The 22371-nt window shown below is 43.2% G+C and carries 24 protein-coding genes; 3 read left to right on the forward strand and 21 right to left on the reverse strand.

Translation table 11 applies throughout. The features are described 5' to 3' along the window. Positions 1-83: 83 nt before the first annotated feature. The 3 genes from ACFOGI_RS01355 to ACFOGI_RS01365 are packed head-to-tail and all read right to left on the reverse strand — an operon-like array spanning position 84 to position 1179. Positions 84-491: a cytidine deaminase gene (locus ACFOGI_RS01355; protein WP_390267253.1), complete on the reverse strand. Its 408-nt coding sequence runs from the start codon at positions 489-491 to the stop codon at positions 84-86. Positions 492-527: 36 nt separating this feature from the next. Then, complete coding sequence (locus ACFOGI_RS01360; RefSeq protein WP_390267256.1) at positions 528-875, reverse strand: DUF1798 family protein; 348 nt, start codon at positions 873-875, stop codon at positions 528-530. Positions 876-888: 13 nt separating this feature from the next. Continuing rightward, on the reverse strand, positions 889-1179 hold the full coding sequence (locus ACFOGI_RS01365; protein WP_390267259.1) for a hypothetical protein: 291 nt from the start codon (positions 1177-1179) through the stop codon (positions 889-891). Positions 1180-1668: 489 nt separating this feature from the next. Here ACFOGI_RS01365 and recU point away from each other — a divergent pair, with 489 nt between their 5' ends. Continuing rightward, the gene (gene recU, locus ACFOGI_RS01370) at positions 1669-2265 is read left to right on the forward strand and encodes a Holliday junction resolvase RecU (protein WP_390267262.1); all 597 of its coding nucleotides are present in this window, start codon (positions 1669-1671) and stop codon (positions 2263-2265) included. A gap of 18 nt (positions 2266-2283) precedes the next feature. After that, the gene (locus ACFOGI_RS01375) at positions 2284-5172 is read left to right on the forward strand and encodes a PBP1A family penicillin-binding protein (protein ID WP_390267265.1); all 2889 of its coding nucleotides are present in this window, start codon (positions 2284-2286) and stop codon (positions 5170-5172) included. Positions 5173-5419: 247 nt separating this feature from the next. Here the strand turns inward: ACFOGI_RS01375 and nth are convergent, their stop codons facing one another. The 10 genes from nth to ACFOGI_RS01425 form a co-directional block, all read right to left on the reverse strand. Continuing rightward, positions 5420-6076 (reverse strand): endonuclease III, encoded by a 657-nt coding sequence (nth, locus tag ACFOGI_RS01380; protein ID WP_390267268.1) that lies wholly within the window; start codon positions 6074-6076, stop codon positions 5420-5422. 2 nt (positions 6077-6078) lie between these two features. Next, positions 6079-6759, reverse strand: coding sequence for a DnaD domain-containing protein (locus tag ACFOGI_RS01385; RefSeq protein ID WP_390267271.1), 681 nt, complete (start codon positions 6757-6759; stop codon positions 6079-6081). Between the two features lie 106 nt (positions 6760-6865). Then, a complete protein-coding gene (asnS, locus tag ACFOGI_RS01390) occupies positions 6866-8158 on the reverse strand; it encodes an asparagine--tRNA ligase (protein ID WP_390267275.1) in 1293 nt (430 codons plus the stop codon). 45 nt (positions 8159-8203) lie between these two features. Further along, positions 8204-8725, reverse strand: coding sequence for a cell wall elongation regulator TseB-like domain-containing protein (locus ACFOGI_RS01395; RefSeq protein ID WP_390267278.1), 522 nt, complete (start codon positions 8723-8725; stop codon positions 8204-8206). Positions 8726-8958: 233 nt separating this feature from the next. Next, entirely contained in the window at positions 8959-11763 is a 2805-nt protein-coding gene (gene dinG / locus ACFOGI_RS01400; RefSeq protein WP_390267281.1) for an ATP-dependent DNA helicase DinG, read from the reverse strand. Between the two features lie 38 nt (positions 11764-11801). Beyond that, positions 11802-12794: a biotin--[acetyl-CoA-carboxylase] ligase gene (locus tag ACFOGI_RS01405; RefSeq protein WP_390267284.1), complete on the reverse strand. Its 993-nt coding sequence runs from the start codon at positions 12792-12794 to the stop codon at positions 11802-11804. Next, entirely contained in the window at positions 12770-13972 is a 1203-nt protein-coding gene (locus ACFOGI_RS01410; RefSeq protein WP_390267287.1) for a CCA tRNA nucleotidyltransferase, read from the reverse strand. The genes ACFOGI_RS01405 and ACFOGI_RS01410 overlap by 25 nt, the downstream gene beginning before the upstream one ends. Before the next feature lie 18 nt (positions 13973-13990). Next, positions 13991-15112: an N-acetyl-alpha-D-glucosaminyl L-malate synthase BshA gene (gene bshA / locus ACFOGI_RS01415; protein ID WP_390267290.1), complete on the reverse strand. Its 1122-nt coding sequence runs from the start codon at positions 15110-15112 to the stop codon at positions 13991-13993. 12 nt (positions 15113-15124) lie between these two features. After that, entirely contained in the window at positions 15125-15916 is a 792-nt protein-coding gene (gene dapB / locus ACFOGI_RS01420; RefSeq protein WP_390267293.1) for a 4-hydroxy-tetrahydrodipicolinate reductase, read from the reverse strand. Positions 15917-15943: 27 nt separating this feature from the next. Further along, positions 15944-16279, reverse strand: a complete 336-nt coding sequence (locus ACFOGI_RS01425) for a nucleotide pyrophosphohydrolase (protein ID WP_390268053.1) — start codon at positions 16277-16279, stop codon at positions 15944-15946. A 145-nt stretch (positions 16280-16424) separates the two neighbouring features. Here ACFOGI_RS01425 and ACFOGI_RS01430 point away from each other — a divergent pair, with 145 nt between their 5' ends. Beyond that, complete coding sequence (locus ACFOGI_RS01430) at positions 16425-17297, forward strand: YitT family protein (RefSeq protein WP_390267296.1); 873 nt, start codon at positions 16425-16427, stop codon at positions 17295-17297. Positions 17298-17348: 51 nt separating this feature from the next. Here the strand turns inward: ACFOGI_RS01430 and ACFOGI_RS01435 are convergent, their stop codons facing one another. The 8 genes from ACFOGI_RS01435 to ACFOGI_RS01470 all read right to left on the reverse strand — a co-directional run bounded on the left by ACFOGI_RS01435 (position 17349) and on the right by ACFOGI_RS01470 (position 22358). Continuing rightward, a complete protein-coding gene (locus ACFOGI_RS01435; RefSeq protein WP_390267299.1) occupies positions 17349-18035 on the reverse strand; it encodes a zinc metallopeptidase in 687 nt (228 codons plus the stop codon). 63 nt (positions 18036-18098) lie between these two features. Continuing rightward, positions 18099-18365, reverse strand: a complete 267-nt coding sequence (locus ACFOGI_RS01440; RefSeq protein WP_390267302.1) for a sporulation protein YpjB — start codon at positions 18363-18365, stop codon at positions 18099-18101. Between the two features lie 61 nt (positions 18366-18426). Beyond that, positions 18427-19014, reverse strand: a complete 588-nt coding sequence (locus ACFOGI_RS01445) for a DUF1405 domain-containing protein (RefSeq protein ID WP_390267305.1) — start codon at positions 19012-19014, stop codon at positions 18427-18429. 71 nt (positions 19015-19085) lie between these two features. Further along, positions 19086-19865, reverse strand: a complete 780-nt coding sequence (locus tag ACFOGI_RS01450) for a menaquinol-cytochrome c reductase cytochrome b/c subunit (protein WP_390267308.1) — start codon at positions 19863-19865, stop codon at positions 19086-19088. Between the two features lie 15 nt (positions 19866-19880). Further along, the gene (gene qcrB / locus ACFOGI_RS01455; protein WP_390267311.1) at positions 19881-20555 is read right to left on the reverse strand and encodes a menaquinol-cytochrome c reductase cytochrome b subunit; all 675 of its coding nucleotides are present in this window, start codon (positions 20553-20555) and stop codon (positions 19881-19883) included. 6 nt (positions 20556-20561) lie between these two features. Then, on the reverse strand, positions 20562-21074 hold the full coding sequence (locus ACFOGI_RS01460; RefSeq protein ID WP_390267314.1) for a QcrA and Rieske domain-containing protein: 513 nt from the start codon (positions 21072-21074) through the stop codon (positions 20562-20564). A 155-nt stretch (positions 21075-21229) separates the two neighbouring features. Beyond that, complete coding sequence (locus ACFOGI_RS01465) at positions 21230-21691, reverse strand: DUF2487 family protein (protein WP_390267317.1); 462 nt, start codon at positions 21689-21691, stop codon at positions 21230-21232. A 91-nt stretch (positions 21692-21782) separates the two neighbouring features. Then, the gene (locus ACFOGI_RS01470; RefSeq protein WP_390267320.1) at positions 21783-22358 is read right to left on the reverse strand and encodes a ReoY family proteolytic degradation factor; all 576 of its coding nucleotides are present in this window, start codon (positions 22356-22358) and stop codon (positions 21783-21785) included. Positions 22359-22371: the final 13 nt, after the last annotated feature.

Below are 22371 nucleotides of genomic sequence, written 5' to 3' on the forward strand. Positions count from 1 at the left end.
TCCTCTGGAATGATAATTGTTATATCATTATATGCTTTTGGTATTTCTCCACATTATATCATAAAAAAGGAAACTGAAAAGATTCAGCTTCCGCTTTTATTCAAATCATCCGGTTGAAAAGAGAATGGCAGCAGCTCATCTGTGGTAAACGTTTTGGCAGAGCCTTGCAGATTGGTCAGATGAATTTCCATTTTGCTGGAGAAGAACTCGCTCATAACCTGCCTGCAAGCCCCACATGGTGGAACCGGCCTTTCCGTGTTTGCTGCGACAGCCATTTCCTTGAATTCTGTCTCTCCCTCACTGATAGCTTTGAAAATAGCCACCCTTTCAGCACAGCAAGTCACTGAGTATGCAGAGTTTTCAATGTTGCATCCAGTATAGAGCTTGCCGGATTTTGTCACTAAAGCAGCTCCTACCGGAAATTGAGAGTAAGGCACATATGCTTTTTCCCTGATGTTTACAGCTTCTTGCATCAATTGTTCCCTATCCATCATCATCCCCGCTTTACCTTGTTGATTGTTTTATTATCATAGTTCCCTTAGTAATTGATCAAAAACATAATGAATGGACTTATATAGCTCCATATATCTTTTTCTTCTAACGTCAATATAATAACTGTGAAGCAGAAGCAATTCCATATTCTCACGCGTAGAGGTAACCTGATGAGGGTGTACATCCACTTTTCTCCCTTTCACGAGATCAAGAGATTTCTCTTCCCACTCCTCCAGCAACTCATACACTGGTGATGTCTCTGTTTTGACCATATGGAAGAATTCTTTATCCTTTTTATTTTCCGGTGGCTCCACCTTTTCAAACCTGTCCTTTAAACGGTTCAAATGCTGTTTCAATTGCTCTATAAGTAAGTTTAATTCCATTTAAAAGCCGCCTTTATCCTTGTTTTGCACCTTCTACTTTATCATGTTTTTTATTAAATGACACTTCTTTTATCGATGATTTGGCGGATGACAGATCATTTATCTGGTTGCGAAAGTTCATCCATACTTCCGTATCTACTTGCAATGTCAACTGTTTATCGATTTGTCTAACCTGTGCGCTTAAAGATTGGAGAGAATCCTCTAACCTTCTCCGCTGACTTTCATTATTGTCTATACCTGCCGGGTTAACTGCCAGTTCCATTCTCATCACCCTCGCTTTTGGTTTGTTTAAAAGATTCTTCATCCCTTCCACACTCTCCTGCACGTTCGACAAAACTAGAAGGAAACGTACAAAACAACTGGAAAATCAATGTTTACTGCATGAAGCGACCCTTCCATAGAAAATACGTTTATGTTTTCTGCAAAAATAGACACACTAATTACGGAAGGAGGTTGAAAAACATGTCACACAAGAAGAGACAAGAAAAGAAACCTGAAAAACAGAGGACAAAATCTCTGAAAACCGGGGACAAAAAATTGGATGGACCTAACAGACCGTCCGTATAAGGCTTTGATAGGACCCACCTAACTGATTGTGGGTCCTTTTTTACATAGATTTCTTGGTTGGCTGTCATAAAATGTTCTTGATTTGGAAGGAGTTACATACGCAAATCCGGCTTTTCTCTATATAAATCGTACGCTTTATAATATAATTACAAGTAGTGTTTTCATCTTTATTCGACAAGATGGATTCACAGAGAGCATGACCGCTAGGTTGCAGGAGGGATCCATGGTGAAATATCCGAATGGGAGGAAGCGGGCTCCGTTGGCCGGAAATAGATCGGAGCAAAATAATTTGGTTAACCAATACAGTAATAGGGGAATGACGTTGGAGGATGATTTGAACTCGACAAATGAATTTTATTTACAGGCAGATAAGGCAATCATTCATAAAAAGCCTACACCCGTCCAAATCGTCAACGTAAATTATCCGAAAAGAAGTGCTGCAGTCATTACTGAAGCTTATTTTAAGCAGGCATCCACTACTGATTACAATGGCCTTTATAGAAATAAATATGTAGACTTTGAAGCCAAAGAGACAAAAAATAAGACATCATTTCCACTGGCAAATATTCATGAGCACCAGATCAGACACATGGAAGCTGTAGTCAAACACGGAGGGATCTGCTTCTTGATCCTGCGATTTACAGTGCATGACGAGACCTATCTTTTTCCAGCGGAAAGGCTGTTTCCTTATTGGAAGAAACGAATGACGGGCGGAAAAAAGTCGATACCATACGAAGTTATTAAAGAAGAAGGTTACATCATCCCTTTTCAGTATCAGGCAAGGCTCGATTATCTTCGTATTATAGATAAGCTTTATTTTTAGAACGGAGGAAGAAAAACCATGGCAGAAAACAGCCAGTCAAGAACAGCTAGAAGGAAACAAAAGAAGAACAAAAATAAACCACTATGGAAAAGAATTATTTTTACCATATTCATCGTACTCCTGGCTATAGGCATAGCCAGTGCCGGTTTGGTCACGTACTGGATTGCGACCGCACCGGAAATTGACGCATCCATGCTTACCGATCCTTTTCCCTCCCAGGTGCTTGATGAAGATGGAAACCAATTTGCCTCTCTGGGAGCTGAGCAGCGCTCACGCGTAGAGTATGAGGAGCTGCCGGATGTGTTGGTCGACGCAGTCACTGCCACCGAGGATGCCAGGTTCTTTGAACATCCCGGCATCGACTTGAGACGTATTGGCGGCGCAGTCATTGCCAATGTAACAAGTGGATTCGGTTCTGAGGGAGCCAGTACCATCACACAGCAGGTGGTAGAAAAGTCATTTCTGTCACCCGATAAGAAAATTAGCTTGAAGGTCCAGGAGCAGTGGCTTGCACTGAAGCTTGAGCGCGAGTATTCGAAAGAAGAAATTCTAGAAATGTACTTGAACAAGATTTATTATGGCGCAGGAGCATATGGTGTTGGAAAAGCGGCTGAGATATATTTCGGTAAAACCGATTTAGGAGAACTCACATTACCTGAAGCAGCCATCCTTGCTGGATTGCCACAACGCCCTTCTGCGTACAACCCATTTGAAAACCCCGACTTGATGAAAGAAAGAATGAACACGGTATTAACTCTCATGGTTAGGCATGGCAAGATATCTGAACAGGAAGCGGAAGAAGCAAGAAAAGTGGACATCCCTTCCCTTCTCACAGACACACGCAGAGATCCTGTAGCATATGAAGCATTCCTGCAACAAGTCGAAAAGGAAGTAAGCGAGAAAATCGATGGAGCAAATATCCATACAGATGGTCTGAAAATCCATACCACGCTCGATAAAGAAGCACAGGAGCATGTCGAATACTTACTTTCGGATGAATCGCCGGTAACATTCCCGAACGAAGATATCCAAGCGGGGATGACTGTATTGGATACCAGTACAGGGGCAATTAAGGCTGTCGGCGGTGCTCGGGGAGGTTTGGAAAACGGTGGCCTGAATTATGCCATTAATGTCGGACACCAGCCAGGCTCTGCAATCAAACCAATTGCTGCTTATGGTCCGGCCATCGAATACAATAACTGGTCAACCTATCATCAGATACTTGATGAACCATATTCAAAAGGTGATTGGAGCCCACAGAATTTTGACGGCCAATTCCATGGGTGGGTGTCAGCACGAGAAGCTCTGACGATGTCCTACAATATACCAGCACTCAAAACCATAGAGGAAGTAGGTGTCGGCAATGCAGCCGAATTTGCTGAAAAGCTTGGGATCACATTAGAATCAAGAAATGTGGGAGAAGCAATCGGAGGAACAGAGACAGAAGTTTCTCCTTTACAGCTTGCGGGAGCGTTTCGGGCATTCGGAAATGAGGGGATATACAATGAACCTTATGCCGTAACCAAAGTAGAATTCCCTGATGGGGAGACTGTTGAATTTGAAACAAAACCAGAAGCAGTAATGGATGACTCTACTGCCTATATGATTACAGATATGCTACAGAGTGTCATGACAGAAGGAACTGGGACTTCCGCCAATGTACCGGGACTTCATGTTGCTGGTAAAACAGGTACAACCAACCTTGAAGGCGGAGCTGCCGGTGATGCGTGGTTCAGCGGTTACACCACCAATTACACGATGGCGGTTTGGACTGGTTACCCGGATAATGAGCCATTGGAGGATACTTCTCTATCACGCCAATTATTTAAACTAGCCATGGAGGAGATTTCGGCAGACATTGACACACCGGACTTCGAAAAGCCTGATTCTGTAGTGGAAGTTGCGGTAGAAAAAGGCTCCAACCCGGCAAAACTGCCGAGTCCATATACGCCTTCTTCTCAGATTGTAACGGAGCTCTTTGTAAAAGGAACAGAGCCATCAAATACTTCTGAGAAATTTGACCAGTTGGATCCGATCAGTGATTTGAATGCTGCTTTCAATGAAGAAACTAATTCTATCGACATCAGTTGGTCTTATAATACTGGCTCCAATGTGGAATTTGAGGTGAGTGCCAGTGAAGATGGCGGACAGATGCAAGTTCTTTCTTCCACTTCAGATACTTCCATGAGTATATCTGATGTAGAACCAGGAACGGAATATGAAATTCAGGTAGTTGCTGTAGATGGCAGTGATTCTTCAAACAGAAGTGAAGCCAGATCGACTACCGTTATTGCAGCAGGTACAGATGACGAGCAGGAAGATAATGAAAATGGAAACATTGGTTCTGTCAGCGGTTTGAGTGGCACATACAATGCAGCCAACCAGTTGATTGATGTATCTTGGGATTATAATGGCCCTCCTGCTACTTTTGAAGTGAATGCTAACGGTCAGACCCAGACCGTCACCGGAAATGGCATCGAAATCAGTGGGGTGCAGCCTGGAGAGACTTATAGCATTACCGTGACTCCTATTGGTCAAAATGGTGCGAATGAAGGTGTGCGCGGTGAGCCACAAAGTACTGAGGTGTCTGTGCCGCAGCCTGAAACGGATGGTGGCGGAGATAATGAAAATGCCCCGGACAATCGTCAGGAACCAGCCGAGGATGAGTCTGGAAACGGAAATAACAATGAAAACGAAAACGGAAATGATAATGGACCACCTGAAGATGAAGGTTCCGATGAAGCAAGTGAAAATGATGAAAGTGGTAATTCCAATGGTGGAGGCACTACAGAGGAAGAGTCAGAATCTGAAACACAGAACCAATCAGGCAATAGCAACAATGAAGAGAATAGTGACTCCAGCACACAGAATGAAAGTGAGCCAAGTGAAAACAATGAAGACAATTAAGATTCCATTCACTTAGGTGTTGGTAATCCAAACATGTGAGACTAGTGAAATAGCATACCAAAGCGCATAATGCGTTGGCATGCTATTTTTATTGCGCCATTTTTTCTATAGAGGATGTATTTTTAACTTTAAAAACACAAATAAACATACTGCCAGCACCTGCAGTATGTTTATTTGTAGATCACTATGATTATCATTTCTACACTTATTCTATATTTATCTGCCAAAAGTCATTGCCCCACGGCCTCTAGTTTTCCTCTGCTCGCTTCATTCGTTTTTTTCCTTCCCGGCACAAATCCAATAATGGACATTCCGGACAATTCGGATTCCGGGCTTTACAATGATATCTTCCGAAGAAAATCATTCGATGATGTGTTTCGCTCCATTCTTCCCTTGGAACTTTTATCATCAGTGTTTCTTCGACTTCTGTCACTGAATCTTTCCAACGGCAGATTCCCAGTCTTTTCGAAACTCGTTCTACATGGGTATCCACGGCGATTGCCGGCTCATTGAAGGCAATAGAAGCCACGACATTGGCGGTTTTTCGTCCAACACCTGCCAACTTCATCAATTCCGCCTTTGTGCGGGGAACCTCTCCATTATAATCATCCAATAAAACCTGGCAGAGTTTTCGTATATTTTTGGCCTTCGTACGATACAGGCCAATCGATCTTATGTCCTGTTGCAGCTCCTCTAACGAAACAGACAAATAATCTTCCGGGGTCTTGTATTTTTTAAATAAATCTTCTGTCACCCTGTTTACTAGCGCGTCAGTACATTGAGCTGATAACAGAACCGCAATGACAAGTTCGAAGGGGTTGGAATGGTTCAATTCCCCCTTTGCTTCCGGAAACATCTTTTTCATGGTATCCAGACAATACCTTATTTGCTTTTTATTCAACATGACTATTCTTCTCCCTCTAACCAGTTGTAATAAAAAGAAGTATCTCTTTGTTTCACCGGCTCCTTACTAGTCTCTTGCCTGTGATGGAATTTCTTGCTGGCTTCCCTTGCCTGTTCCACTGAATGTATCCCCTTCTTTTTCCATTCCCTCAGAATACGATCAATGTATTTGAAATTGAGCTTGCCCATTAAAACCGATTCCCTCAACCCGGCTTTAATCAGTGAAGGAGCTATTTGATCTTCATCCAGCCAAGCATTAATTGTTTCTATCTCAAATGGAGACAGGGGGCGTCCGAATTCTTGTTCAAATAAGATGAACATAGAACCATCTTCCGGCGGATTCTCGGGTGCCCTCTTCTCTGCGAACAATTTTTCCCATAAAGGATCAAGGGAATAAGCTTCACTGATCTGATTCATTTCATTATGCTGCTGGTAGATAGTGAGGAGATTCTTTTGGATAAGTTTGCGTAAAAGATTCGCACACTCCTTCTCACTAAGTGTCAAATCTGCTGCTATCTCGAAAGGAGTGGGGAATTCTTTTTTTTCCTGAATGAACCGGTGAAGTTGAATCACTATCATAACCTCTTTTTCATCAAGACCCAAAGATGTAAAATCTGCGAGCAGCTTGATTGGTATGGATACCTGATTTAAAAGCAGCTGCTGATAAGAAATGGAGTTTGACATTGTTTGCACCTCGATTAACTAACAGTGTACCTTCTGTTCGTATTTCATGATAAAATCCCTTGCTCCGTCATGGCAAGGGATTTTCTTATTATTCTTCCAATCGTGTTTAAGGATACAAGCGGTTTAGCAGTCGTGGGAAAGGAATAGTCTCCCTGACATGCTCTACGCCTGACAGCCATGCTACCGTTCTTTCCAGCCCCAGGCCGAAGCCTGAATGTGGAACACTTCCATACTGGCGCAGTTCTAGATACCATTGATAGGCAGGCCCGGTAAGTCCATGCTTTTCATAGCGCTCTTCCATCAATTCTAGATCATCGATCCGTTGGGAACCGCCGATTATTTCTCCATATCCCTCTGGTGCAATCAAATCAGCGCACAGAACAACCTCAGGACGCTCTGGATGGGGCTGCATGTAAAAAGCTTTAATCTCTGCAGGATAATTTGTAATGAATACCGGTTTATCATAGGTTTCAGCTATAGCTGTTTCATGGGGAGCACCAAAGTCTTCCCCCCACTCGATATCATCAAATCCTTTGTCTTTAAGAAGGTCGATTGCTTCATCGTAAGAGATCCGTGGAAAAGGCGCTGTTATGTTTTCCAGTTTAGTGGTATCTCTCCCCAAAGTGTTCAGCTCGAGTTTGCAGTTTTCCAATACAGACTGCACGATGAAACTCACATATTGTTCCTGGACTTCCAAGCTTTCCTCATGGTCCATAAAAGCCATTTCCGGTTCAATCATCCAGAATTCAATTAGATGTCTCCGCGTCTTTGACTTTTCTGCACGGAAGGTAGGACCGAATGAGAAAACTTTGCCAAGGGCCATTGCTGCGGCCTCCATATACAGCTGACCACTTTGCGATAAATAAGCCTCTTCGTCAAAGTATTTCGTATGGAATAATTCCGTTGTTCCTTCTGCAGAGGAACCTGTGAGAATCGGAGGATCAACTTTGACAAAGCCCTGTTGATTGAAAAATTGATAGGTCGCACGGATGATTTCATTTCTGATCTTCATCACCGCATGCTGTTTTTTTGAACGTAGCCATAAATGGCGATGGTCCATAAGAAATTCAGTCCCATGTTCTTTCGGTGTAATGGGATAATCTTTTGCTTCATGAATCAATTCAATGTCCGACACCTGCATTTCATACCCGAATGGTGACCGTGTATCTTCCACTATTTTCCCTGTTACATACATGGAAGACTCCTGGGTCAGCCCCTTTGCGAGTTGAAACGTTTCTTCCGCTACATCCGCTTTAGCAACGACTCCTTGTATAAAGCCTGTACCATCCCTGAGCTGAAGAAAGGCAATCTTTCCGCTGGACCGCTTGTTCGCTAACCATGCACCGATTGTCACACTTTCTCCGATATGTTCGGGTACTTGAGAGATTGTCGTTTTCATATTTATTTGCCTCCTTTGATGTATATTCTTGTCTGGGCACCTTGACTACTCAAATATTGGATCAAGACGATACATTTCATAAGGTGAACCGTCATAGATGGAAACATAGTCAAATACATAACGATTGGACTTATCCCAGTATGTAATTTCCCATAGTTCCTCCCCGTCAACCAGAGCAGGCACTATTTGAACCAGTTCACATTCATTGCAATCATTTTTCCACGTATCTGCAATCTCATCTTTCGGTATAATTTCACTTCGGTCAATGGTAGTCAAATTCTTCTCTTTGCCTTCGAGCGGATAGAAGATGATTTTCTCCTCGTCTTCCCCATTCCGCCCGTAAACCACATGAAAAGCCTCACTACCGTTAAATTGCTCAATCATATCTATCTCTTGCAATGAGGTTGCATCAAGGAGAACTTGCTCCGTTTCCGCCATGGTCTCTGTCAGTTCCTGCTGGATTCCATAATACAAGACAGCTGCAAACACCACTCCAATAATGGCAATGGTGATAAGGGCAACTGCTCCCCATTTTATCCAGCCTGGAAGGGACCTATTAATGTTCATATTATTTTTCCAGCCCTTTGAATTCAATATCGCTAACCGATGAGTAAACGTACATGTTTTAAACTTCATACGCCCTTGCTTATTTTAACGGATTACCATGATTTTTGCACGCGCAATATTTGATTACCCTTAAACAAAGTTGTGCACCTCTATCATTTTTGTTCAAATCCGCCAGATACCAAGAAGTCAATGATACACCAACACTGCCCCTAAAACTTGTGGAGTTGACGGCATCAGAACCATTCCTCCGCTTTTTCCAACAGTCTTCCAGTGCTGTCATAAGTAATGGGCACTTCCGGGATGGATTGCGTGAAGAATCTCCCATAACGCGATTTCTTTATCCTCGCATCACACACAAAGACAATTCCTCTATCACTCGTTGATCTTATTAACCTGCCGAAACCTTGTTTGAAGCGAATGACTGCATTCGGCAGAGCCAAATCAAAGAAGGCGTTCTTCCCACTTTGCTGTAGATAGTCTGCCTTTGCCTGGTAGACAGGATGATCAGGAGGCTGAAAGGGAAGTCGGACAATCATCAGACATGACAGATCTTCACCGGGTATATCCACTCCTTCCCAAAAAGAACTGGTTCCCAGCAAAATTGCCTGATTATAGGTCTGGAAGTTTTTCTTCAATCTGCTTCTGCTTCCACTGGAAATGCCTTGGGCAATGATGACATAATCCTGGTTATCCATATTTTCTTTTAATACGGCATGTGCCTTTCTAAGCATTTCATAGGAGGTGAACAGAACAAGCATTCTCCCATCCGTTATCTCTGCAAGTGATAGTATTGCTTCACATGTTGCATAGACAAACTCATCTACATTTCCATATTTTATATCCGGAAAGTCATCAGGGATCAGCAGCTGAACTTGATCGGCATAGGAAAAAGGAGATGTTATTTTCTCGGAGATCAACCGTTCCTCAGGTACTCCCAACCTGTCCCGGATAAATGTGAAAGAATTCCTCATCGTAAGCGTTGCACTGGTCAGAATCACACTCTGCTTCTTTTCGAAGAAATCGTCTGCAAGCAGTTTTGACATATCCATTGGTTCGCTATACAGGTATACAGCATTCTTTGCTCCATAGGCCTCGACTTCCATCCATTTAACGCTTGTATCCACTTGTTCTGCATGAATGAAGAGATGTTCTATTCTATCTATGAAAGACTGCAGCAATTGAACCTGCTTGGAGATTTCATCTTCATCCTGTTTCTCCAACAGTCCTTTGCTGTGAAAATAAGCTTCAATCATTGAAAGGATATGAATGAGATCTCTCAGGTAGAAAATCAACCTGTTTGCCATTTCCTTGATGGTTTCCCATCTTTCGGGCTCTTGATCGCCCTGGTCAAATCTATACTGTATTCTGCCTGTGTCACTGAGGGATTTATCCTTCCGTTTCTGATCCACCACGTATTGGAAGAGCGTCCGGAATAAATCATCCATTTCGTATTTGCACTGGGAAAGAATATGATTCCAGTTTTCTAATGGCAGATCATCAAGTTCGTAAGAGTAACCGCTCACTATCTTATTGAGTGCTCCCGAATCGTTTGAAGCACCAAGTTGGTTGAAAGCATATTGCATACTGACATAATCTAATTTCAACCCATAGTGTCGTGATGCTGTTTCCTCCAAATGATGTGCTTCATCTATAATCAGCTTGTCATAAGTAGGGAGAAATTGGTAATCATTAAATATATCGGTACACAACAATGAGTGGTTGGTAATGATGATATCAGCTTGCTGCGCCTTTCTGCGTGCATGCTGATAATACGAATACTTAAACCATGGAGATTGGGGATCAACCCTTCCTTCTGCTTCTGTAGAAATCTTTTTGAAAAAGAAATAGCCACTGGAAGGCAGTTGGATTTCATCGATATCCCCTGTTTCCGTCTCCGTCAACCATACCAATAATTTTGCTTTGGTGAGAGCTGTGTCATAATTATTTTGATCAGGGTCTGACAATTCCTGTTCAAATTTTTCTAGACTGATATAGTGTCCTTTCCCTTTCAGTAAGGCTGCCTGAAAGGGAACCGGGACAAGTTCCCGAATCATGGGAATTTCTTCGTCCAACAGTTGAGTTTGCAGCTGTGTAGTATGTGTGCTGATGATCACCCGTTTGTTTGACTGTACAGCTTCATATATTGCCGGAATCAAATAAGCCAGTGATTTACCGGTCCCTGTTTCAGCCTCTATCAACGCATGATGGGACATTTGAAAAGCATCATAAATTGTTTCTGACATTTTGCGCTGACCGTCTCTTTTTTCATATTTGGCCATTTTCGCTTCCATGGTGCCTTCTGCTTCATAGATACTGTCTAGATAATCCCCGTACGATAGAGTGATCTCCTGCAATGGTTTCTTCTCCATCTCGAATTTGCGAAATGCCAGTCCGCCGTAGGTGTCAATATCCGCTCTCTCTTTAATTGCAAAGGAAAGATCCTCTTCCAATTCCAATAAAAACATGGATAGATCAGACTTGAATAATTTCTCCAGTTTCTGCAACTGAGTAATTGTTTCATATGGCAGTAAAGAGAGTTTCTCTTTGAGCCGGATGAAAATTTCCGCTGTCACATGAGCATCCGACAAAGCCCTGTGCGGATCATCATGACTGAGTTCAAGGTATTCAGCAAGCTGGCCGAGTTTATACCCTGGAGCCAATGGATAGAGTATTCTTGCAAGTTCAACCGTGTCAACCACAGGATTCTTTAGTGGCTGGCGACCCACTCGTACCAGTTCTGCATTTAGGAAACCTAAATCAAATGGTACGTTATGGGCGATTAAATAAGCATCTTCGAACATGGCAGCTATGTCTTCAGCTCTTTCCTCAAAAGAAGGAGCATCCAGCACATCTTCATCGTTAATACCGGTCAGGCCGCTGATGAAGGGCGGGATGGACTGATTTGGATTTAGCAGGGTTGCAAAATGATCAGTTATTTCGTCTCCCTCTATGACTGCAATTCCAACTTCGATGATTTTATCTCCTTTTTGTGGAGAATGCCCGGTGGTCTCCAGGTCGATAACTACGTAACGATCCACTTCACCATCCCTCCTTCCCAATATCTTCACGGCCGGCTTTACTGCCCTTTTTCATCAAACCAATCTATTTCTGCAGAATACATCTGCCGGGTTTCCCCGTTTGGTGATCGAAGCAGTAGAGCACCATCCTCGGAGATTCCGAGAAACTCGGCCTTCCAGCTTTCTTTCAGTGTTCTGACAGAGACTTCCTGTCCAATTTTGAATCCGTATTCCTCCCAGCGCTCCTTGATGGTTGGGAATCCGTATTCCATGTATTGTTCATATGATTGTTCAAATGACGTCAAAATATCCTGTACCAGTCCTATTACTGACCACGTTTTCCCTGTTTCCAAGCTGATGGAAGTTGCTTTATCTGAAAGTTCACCACTGAAATCAGCCTCCTGATGATTCACATTCAAGCCTATGCCAATCACTACATACTGGATCTGGTCTTGTTCAGCCTGCATTTCCGTCAGAATACCAGCTGTTTTTTTTCCGGAGAGCAGCAAATCATTCGGCCATTTAATAAGGGGAGTAGTACCTGTGTGTGTCCGCAGGGCATCCGCCAGAGCTACTGCTGACATAAGCGTTAACTGCGGGGCAAGGTGGGGCTGGATACCGGGCCGAAGGATGATGCTCATCCATATTCCTTTCTCCTTTGCGGAATACCATGACCGATCCATTCTTCCCCTTCCCTTTGTTTGCTCATCTGCTATTACAACCGTACCGTGCTCAGCCATTTCCCTGGCAGCTTGGTGTGCAACCAACTGTGTGGAAGGAGTAGAATCTCGATGGATTGTCTGACGGCCCAACCATTTTGTATGTAACCCCCATTGTAACGTGTTGGTGCTCAGCTTATTCGGAAAGCTCAAAATACGGTAGCCTTTTCTGGGTTTCCCTTCAATTTCATATCCATCCTTTTGCAATTCTTTCATGTGCTTCCAAACAGCATTCCGGGAAATATCCAAAGCTTCCGACAAAGCCTGGCCGGATATATAGGCGTCTTTTTCAGCAGACAGTATCTTGATCAGTCTTGTTCGGGTGGATTCCATTTTATCCACTCCTTTATCTCGGATTTACTGTTTTTCAATTGGCCCATGACAATCATTTTTTCTACTGACTCAATAAGTTGCTTCAACCAGGGTCCTTGTTTTTTAGCGGGAAACATTTCCGCAATCTCTCTGCCATTGATATCCATTTCACGAGTTGATTGGATTGGCAGGTTCCCCGTCATCGAAGTGAGATGGTCCATGCTTAATCCCCGATCAGGCGAAAGGGAGTTGGCCAGTCGGACAAACCCTTCCTGATTATCACTGTCTAAACGATATGCAAGCCATCGATCAGCTCCATATGTAAGAAAATAATGATATGCCCCTATCAGCAATTTCGCCTGATTCTTGATCTTATTGGAACATTTCCATGCCTTTACCCAAACATCAGCATCAATTTTCTGTTCCAAGAGATGAAACAGTGCAAAAACCTCGCCCAATGTGTGCAGTGGCTGAAGGGACGCAGGCAGCCTGTCGATGACCCATGGATGATTCTTAATCACAGGAAGGTGCATGCATACTCCTGTTTCCTTCAAATATGATATTCCTGTATGTAAGTAGGTACCGGCAAATAATTTTTCCATCTCGTTCGCCAGTCTTTCTACTGCCAGAAGTTCCATGTCATCTTTTACTTTTTTCATCGCACTCAATGTATCCGGGTGAATAGTGAACCCTAATTGACTGGAAAATCTAAGGGCGCGCGCAATTCTTAGGGAATCCTCCCTGAATCGTTGCTCCCCGTCCCCCACAGTACGGATGGTTTTTGCCTTGAGATCCTCTCGCCCTTGGAACAAGTCGATAATGTCGCCCTGTTTGTCCATGGCCAATGCATTGATCGTAAAATCCCTTCGTTCCAGATCCTGCTCAACATTGTCGATGAATTGAACGTCATCAGGGTGGCGGTTATCTGAATACTCTCCATCTGTTCGGAAAGTGGTCACCTCATAGGATTCATTTCCCCACCGGACAATAACAGTACCATGTTGAATTCCGACAGGGATAACTTTCTCAAAGATCCGCTGAATGGCCGCTGGCGTGGCTGATGTAGCAATATCTATGTCCCCCATTGGCCGATTGAGCAGCAGATCCCTTACACAGCCACCCACAAAAAAAGCCTTATGGCGGTTCTGCTCTAATTTCTCGATAATTGGCCTTGCAGTTTGAAAACTTGCTGGAAGCATCTCATCACCTGATTTAATTTATTGTAGTAGTCCTTTATAAATATCCAAGTATTCTTCAACAATTCTGCTGGAATGAAACTTATCCCTGGCCAAATTAAAGGCACTTTCCGATAATTTCTTCTGTAATAATTCGTTTTTCAGTATTTTTGTCGCGTAAGCTGCTGCCGAGACCGTATCCCCCGTTTCCACTATGTACCCGGTTTTTTCGTGGGAAATCACCTCAGGTATTCCACCGACATTTGTACCGATTGCAGGTACTTGACAAGCCATGGCTTCTAGTACTACCAGTCCAAAGCTTTCTTTTTCGGATAATAGCAATTTCAGGTCGGATATGGAAAGCAAATCACGGATGTTTTTTTGTTTTCCCAAGAAGAGCACTTGGTCGGCGACATCAAGTTCCTTTGCATACTTCATGGCATTGGAATATTCAGGACCGTCCCCTACCATTAGAAGTTTGCTTTTCACCTCTCTCTGTACCTTCTCAAATGTCTCGATTACATCGTTCACTCGTTTTACTTTCCGAAAGTTGGAGATATGGATAAGTACTTTCTCATCTGGTTGAATTCCATATTCATCCTTGATGCCGAGAATCTCCCTTTTGTAATACTCTTCCTCATTGACGAAATTGTAGATGACCGACATATCTTTTTCTATATCCAACATTTCCTTTGTCTGATTCATCAGGCTTCTAGAGACAGCAGTCACTGCGTCCGACTCCTCAATTCCATGCTTTATCATCTTCTTGAATGTGTGATCAATGCCAAGAACAGTAATGTCCGTACCATGCAGTGTTGTAACAATTTTCACTTCACGTTCAGCCATGTCCCGTGCGAGCATCGCGCAAATAGCGTGCGGCATTGCGTAATGGACATGGAGAATATCCAATTCTTCTTGGTCAATCACTTCAGCCATCTTTGTGGCCAACGCAAGGTCATACGGAGGATATTGAAAAACTGGATAATGGCTGACCTCCACCTCATGGTAGTATATCTTCGGGGAGACCTTATTTAACCGAAAGGGTAGTCCAGAAGTAATGAAGTGTATTTCATGGCCCCTTTCAGCCATGAGCATTCCCAATTCTGTAGCTATCACCCCTGACCCTCCGACAGTAGGGTAACAAGTGATTCCGATCTTCAACATCTGGAACTCTCCCTATAAAACATTTTCCAACCCGTATACCAGTTCATCCATTTCCATTGCTTTCTTCAAAGAGAAACGGATACCATCCATAAATGATTTTCGATTATATGAATCATGTTTAATAGTAAGCGTCTGGCCTGGACCTCCGAAAATCACTTCCTGATGAGCTACAAGGCCTGGAAGCCTTACACTATGGATGTGCATGCCGTCATGGTCAGCTCCTCTTGCTCCATCGATGGTCTCTTTTTCCTCCGGATGGCCCTGTTTCTTGGCTTCTCTTGTTTTCTGTATCATTTCAGCAGTTTTAACAGCTGTACCAGACGGAGCATCAAGCTTATTGTCATGATGCTTCTCGATGATGTCTACATCTGGAAGGTACTTTGCCGTCATCTGGGAAAATTTCATCATCAGCACAGCACCAATTGCAAAGTTGGGAGCAATAATACCTCCGAGTTTCATTTCTCTCGAAATACTGACCAGCTCATTCAACTGTTCGTCTGTAAAACCCGTGGTACCAACTACAGGGCGGATGTAGTGCTGAAGTGCAGATTTTGTGTGTTCATAACCGACCTCCGGAATAGTCAAATCAACCAGCAGATCTGCTTTGATGTTCTGGAAACACTCTTCTGCATGTTCAAACACGGGAATATTAAGTGCTTGGACGTCCGGGTTTTCGAAATTTTTTTCTTTATGTTTCCGGTCAATGCAGGCTACGAGTTCAAAATCAGAGTCTTCGTTCACCATTTTCACCGCCTCTGACCCCATTTTGCCCCTTGGGCCTGCTATGATTACCTTAAGTGTCATTATGTATCCTCCTTGAAAGTTAAAGCTTTATTTATTTTTAGGTGTCCATCGGTTCTTATCACGGATTTCAATTTTATTCATCGATATTTCGAAAGCCTCGGATAAGTCAAGGTCAAGAGAATTTGCAAAACAAGATAAAACGAATATAATATCTCCAAGTTCCTCTTCGACAGTCCTCTCTTCTTCTGTGGCCTTCTTGGGCTTCTCTCCATGGTAGTGGTTCACTTCCCTCGCCAGTTCGCCGACTTCTTCGGTTAACCTTGCCATAAGGCTCAATGGAGAGAAATAGCCTTCTTTGAATTGCGAAATATAATCGTCTACTCGTTTTTGTATTTGATTTGTGTTATATATAGGTGTACTGATGGCTAAGATCTCCTTTTCCCTAAATTAGTCTATTATAATGTTAGCTAATGATGGGGATTTTGACAAATTTTTTCTTTCAAAAAGGAATTCAGGGGGAACATGAATGGTAAATGATTAACCAAAGGTTGATGGAGGGAGTTGAAATATGATTGTTGGTCTTAAACTAAAAAGTATCTTCTTTATATTATTGGGGTCTGCTATATATTCTTTTGGAATTGTGCACTTCAATATGGAGAATAACCTGGGAGAAGGCGGCTTTACAGGCATAACCCTGCTCCTATATTTTTTATGGGGATGGGATCCTGCCATTTCCAATATCGTCTTGAATATTCCGGTTTTTTTACTCGGATGGAAATTGCTGGGACGTAATACATTCATCTATACTCTTATTGGGACCGTCGCTGTATCCGTATTTTTAGGCATTTTCCAAGCGAATAAATTCCCTATTTATCTCCAATCAGATATGACGCTTGCTGCCTTGTTTGCCGGAGTATTTATCGGGGCAGGACTTGGAATCGTCTTTAGACACGGAGGCACCACAGGCGGGGTAGATATCATTGCACGACTGGTAAATAAATATGCAGGGTGGAGTATGGGTAGGACCATGTTTCTTTTCGACTTGGTGGTCATCTCCACCTCCATTCTGGCAATCCTGGATTTAATCGAAGGAATGTATACACTTGTAGCTGTCTATGTAGCAGCGAGGGTCATCGACTTTATTCAGGAAGGTGCTTATGCTGCACGCGGAGCAACCATCATCTCTCCACATAGCAAAGAGATTGCCGCCAGGATCAATAAGGATATGGATCGGGGTGTAACTATATTAAATGGAAGGGGCAGTTTCTCGGGAGAAAGCAGAGACGTCCTATATTGTATTGTAGCAAGAAATGAGATCATCAGGCTGAAAGGCATCATTACATCGGTTGATCCCCATGCATTCGTTGCGATGAGTTCTGTACATGATGTCATGGGAGAAGGCTTTACGTTGGATGAAAATAAAAATCCGATCAATGAGTAGCCTTATGATAAAAAAGATGGATGCTGGTTGACAGCATCCATCTTTTTTGAACTATTCACGTTGGGCAAGATAAATCATTACAAACCTCAACAGTTCGGCCACAGCTACCAAAGCAGCTGCTACATAAGTTAACGCCGCAGCATTCAAGACCTTTTTGGTCTCTCGTTCTTCATTGTTTCGAATGACACCAGATGCTACCAACTGTCCCATTGCACGGTTGGAAGCGTCGAACTCTACTGGAAGTGTCACCAGTTGGAACAACACAGCTGCTGACATGAAAATGATCCCTAATAGCAACATATTGGTTGCACCGAAAAATATCCCTGCAAGGATGAAGAAAAACGATATATTGGAACCAAAGCTGGCTACAGGAACCAGAGCACTTCTGAACTTCAAAAAGGCATATTCCTGTTGATCCTGAATAGCATGTCCCACTTCATGGGCAGCCACGGCAGAAGATGCCATGGACCGACCACTGTATATACCCTCTGAAAGATTTATCACTTTCTTCCTGGGATCGTAATGATCCGACAGCGTCCCCTTGACCCGGCCAATCTGTACATCATACAGACCATTGTCATCCAGGATTCTCCTGGCGACTTCAGCTCCGGTCATTTCAGAGGACGTTGGCTTTTTTGAATACTTTTTGTATGTCCCCTTCACCCTGGATTGTGCCCATAAAGGAACAATCATCAGCAGGGCAATATAAATCAGAAAACCGCCTAACCCACCAAACATTGGCATTCCTCCACTAGATATAAATATCCTTACTTAATGTCAATTTTAGTCAAACATCAGATATTAGTCAATTGATTTGTCCTTGTTCTCCTGCTTATTCCTTTCTTTTTCTCCCTTATATTTTCTCCAACTGACATAAGATAATGTAAGAGCTATACAGCCACCGATGATTCCCACCGCCCAGAACAGAATAGAAAGATCGGGGTGTCCTGCCGTATAAATCACAGGCATTTTTACTGAGGCTGAAATAACGTGAAGATATGGATCGGCTACCATCACTATGATAAACATGACAGTTGTCAACGTACATAAGAGGCACTTCTTTGCCATAGTGTGTCACCTCACATATAGTTACTTTTACCAATATATGAAGTAAACGTCCAGCTTATAACTATAGCCCATGATTAGAACGAGTATCTCGTTTGATTGTCAGCATATAAGCGATGAAGATGGAGAGCATACTCAGCCAAAAGGTGAAGTAGCCTATCTCTTTCATATAATCTGTCAAAATAGAATAAACAGGCATCATCCCGAAAACATAATCAATTACATCGTTGTGCAGCGTCCATATTGCAGCGACTGCCAAGTGTCTGCGTTTGATCTTATAATACGGTATGTACAGCAGTCCTTGTATAGCCATCGCTCCATGCGAAGCAATCAGCATATATCCTTGCCAACCAAGCTCACCACCGATGATCAATGTCAGTATGTTCATCACGACTGCCCAGATACCATACTTGAAGAGTGTCACAAGTGCCAGTGCCTCGATATATGGAACATTTCTACCAAAGATGAAGAAAAACAAAAAGATCGTGAAGAACAAACTTGCAGTAGGGCTATCGGGTACAAATGCAAGGAAAATATCAGGGGTTATGGAAAGCTGCCCCCTATACCACATATATCCATAAATAGTGCCAAAGAAATTGACAAAGAATAAAAGAACAAGGAATCGTTTATCCAATAATATGTAATTGACCATGTCTTCCCCCCTTAAATTTGTAAAAAGCACCTTTACCCCTCAGGGCAAAGGTGCTTAATTTAACCTGCAACCTATTCCGCATCTTCATTTACTGATGTAATGAAATCGACAAGGTTTTGCAGTTCTTCTTCTGAACCAGTGAACTGATCGGCCGGCATGCTGCCTATACCTTCCTGGGCGATAGTAGCAATTTCTTCTGCAGAACGGTCAATTCCGATCAATGAAGGACCCGCAGCTCCTCCACTTAGGTCCTCACCATGACAGGACATACAGTTATTTTGATAAATCTCATACCCTGCGTGATCCGTGTCGACGGCTACTTGCTCGTCTTCAGGAATTGGCTTATTCGCTTCCCCACGTGCTTCCCAGTCAACTTGAGCAGCTGAAGCGTAAGTCAACCATATAACAGATACCAGTCCTAAAAGCATCATGCCGACAGCAACAGGACGCTGATGCGGTCTTCTGCCCGGTCCATTATCCAGAAACGGAGCTAAGAGAAGTGCTCCAAATGCAAGACCCGGTAGAACGATGATCCCCATCAACGACCAATTGGCACTGGCGAATTCATATTTCAACAGTTCATACAAGAACAGGAAATACCAGTCCGGAAGTGGAATATACGATGCGTTTGTCGGATCGGCAACACCTTCAAGCGGGGAAGGATGCGCCAGAGTAAGGCATAGGAACCCGACAAGGAATACAGAACCAGCCAGCCATTCTTTCAAAAGAAAGTTGGGCCAGAAGGCTTCCGTCCTTCCAGGATATTCAGAATAATCTTTTGGTACATGAGGATTTCTTTCGGCAGAGATTCGTGAATCTCCGACAAATTTCATTCCTTTACCCTTCTTCACAGCTTTCCCTCCTTCTTATAGTGGTCCGGAAATACCTTGTTTACGGATTAAGATAAAGTGCACACCCATCAGTGCAAACAGTGCGGCTGGCAGGAAGAACACATGGATGGCGAAGAATCTCGCAAGCGTTTGGGCTCCTACAATCGATTCGTCACCTGCCAATAAAGTTTTCAGTTCTGGCCCGATAAACGGCACCTGCTCTGCAATTTCCAGTCCAACCTGCGTTGCAAAGTATGCTTTGTTATCCCAAGGCAGGAGATAGCCTGTGAAACCTAATCCAAGGATGACAAAGAACAGCAGAACACCAACCATCCAGTTAAGTTCACGCGGTTTCTTATACGCACCTTGGAAGAAGACCCGGCAAGTATGTAATAAAAGCATTACTACAACTACACTCGCACCCCAATGGTGCATCCCACGGACAATTTGGCCGTGTGCGACTTCCGTCTGCAAGTAATAAACGGATTTCCAGGCATTTTCAATGTCCGGCACATAATACATAGTCAAAAACATTCCAGACAAAATTTGAATGACAACGACAAAAAATGTCAGACCGCCGAAACAGTAGACAAAGGCCGAGAAGTGGTGGGCCGGGTTTACGTGTTCCGGTACTTCGTGATCAGCGATATCCCGCCAAATCGGCGTAATATCTACACGTTCATCAATCCAATCATACAACTTCTGCAGCATAAATAATTACGCCTCCTCTCTTGGTACAGGCTCGCCTAAGAATAGCATGCCATTTTCAACTTTTTGTTCGTAAACATCCAATGGTGCAAGTGGTGGTGTACCCGGTACGTTCGTGCCATCCTTATAATAGCGGCCATTATGGCACGGGCAGAAAAATTCATTCGGATAATCTTCACTTCCTTCCCAGGAAACCACACATCCCAGGTGCTTACAAATTGGAGAAAACGCTTGGATTTCGTCATTTTCATCCATAAAGACCCATGCTGATCGGCTGACTTCCGAAGTGTACCAGCCATCCACCTGCTCAACGGTCCAATCCACACGCTGCGGCTCATTGGTAATTTCATCTACAGAGATGCCAACGTTCGACATATCACCACCGCTTGATTCCTGCAAAACAGGATCTACTGCCATTCTGACCATCGGCATCATCAAACCTGCTGCCATGAACCCACCTAAACCAGTCAACGTATAGTTAAGGAACTGTCTGCGGGATACTTGCTGCTTCTTTTCGCTCATGATTTTCCCCCCTCTTTACAATAATCACGGACAATTATTATTTAATCATATTACTAGGACACTACAATGATAGCGCAAACTACTTGTCCGGTCAATAAATAACAGCAGGGTTCTACATTGATTGATATCCCAGTGTGATGACCAAACCGACCTGTTTATGCCCAATAACTTCTGATCAGCTCAGTTATTTGACCTACTTGTTCACGCACATGTTGTTTCATTTCGTTGGAAGACAGGTCTCCGGACTGCTTCCCTGGGAACCACAATAATGTGCCGTTCACTGATTGTTCCAGCCTTTTCCACGAAGAATCAAACGTTATGAAAAACATATGATGAAACGGTTGTTCCCTCAATTCCTCTACCCAGCTGTTCAACCGCTGTGTTTCCTCTTCCCCGACAGCCGACTCCCTGTAATGGTAGGGAGGACAGAGGAGCATTCTGCCTGTCAGCTCCTTTTCAATTTCATTGGCTAGAATAGATAGTAATTCATGTTGGAATGCTGCTTGTTCTGCAGTCTTGTCATTCGATAATTGAAAAGGGATAAGCGGTACCAGAACGGTGTCTATGTATTCTTTGGCTTCCAAATATCTGGGGACATCTGCTGTAGACCATTTCATTTATCTATCAACTCCTTTCATTTCTTCCACAACTAAGTGGATATTATGCTATCATGCATAAATGGTATTTTATCCAGCAAAAAAAATCAACCTATTGCTTTTGCAATCGAGGTTGATTAGGATAAGATTCTTCAAGCTCCTGCAGTTCCACAACCAGCTTGTCAAACCTTTCTTGGTCCAGATCGTCCAAAGACCTGTCTATTTCCCTCAGCAGGTTGTTCTTTTTAAAGGTGAATAATGATTCTTCAAGCAAACGTGCTGCAGTAATTTTATCTTTTTCTGTAACGTCTTTACTGTCAGGTCTGAAAGGATTTTCTTCCATGACGGACACATAGTAGGCATTCTGATGAGCTTTCTTGAAATTGAGCTGCAAGTATAAAGGTTCTTCCGGGTTTAACCGGATGTCATGAAACGACTTTTCCGCATCTGTCGTTACCAGGTGGTTTTTATAGAACCGAAATGGCGTCTCTTCCGAACAATGAGTTGTCATAAGGATACCCCTTGGACAGTACTTGACATCCCTGACAAAGTGGACATGTTTCAACATCTCCCGGTGGTTCAGTAGGTAGTTCAGAATCCAGACGCTTTCACGTTTTTTCAGCTGATAGTGGTCAAGAAACCAACGAAGAAATTTTCTTTTCTCCTCTGCGGTCACAGGGGTCTGCATATATTGAACCCTC

The organism is Virgibacillus xinjiangensis (assembly GCF_042643145.1).
Classification (GTDB): domain Bacteria; phylum Bacillota; class Bacilli; order Bacillales; family Amphibacillaceae; genus Virgibacillus_O; species Virgibacillus_O xinjiangensis.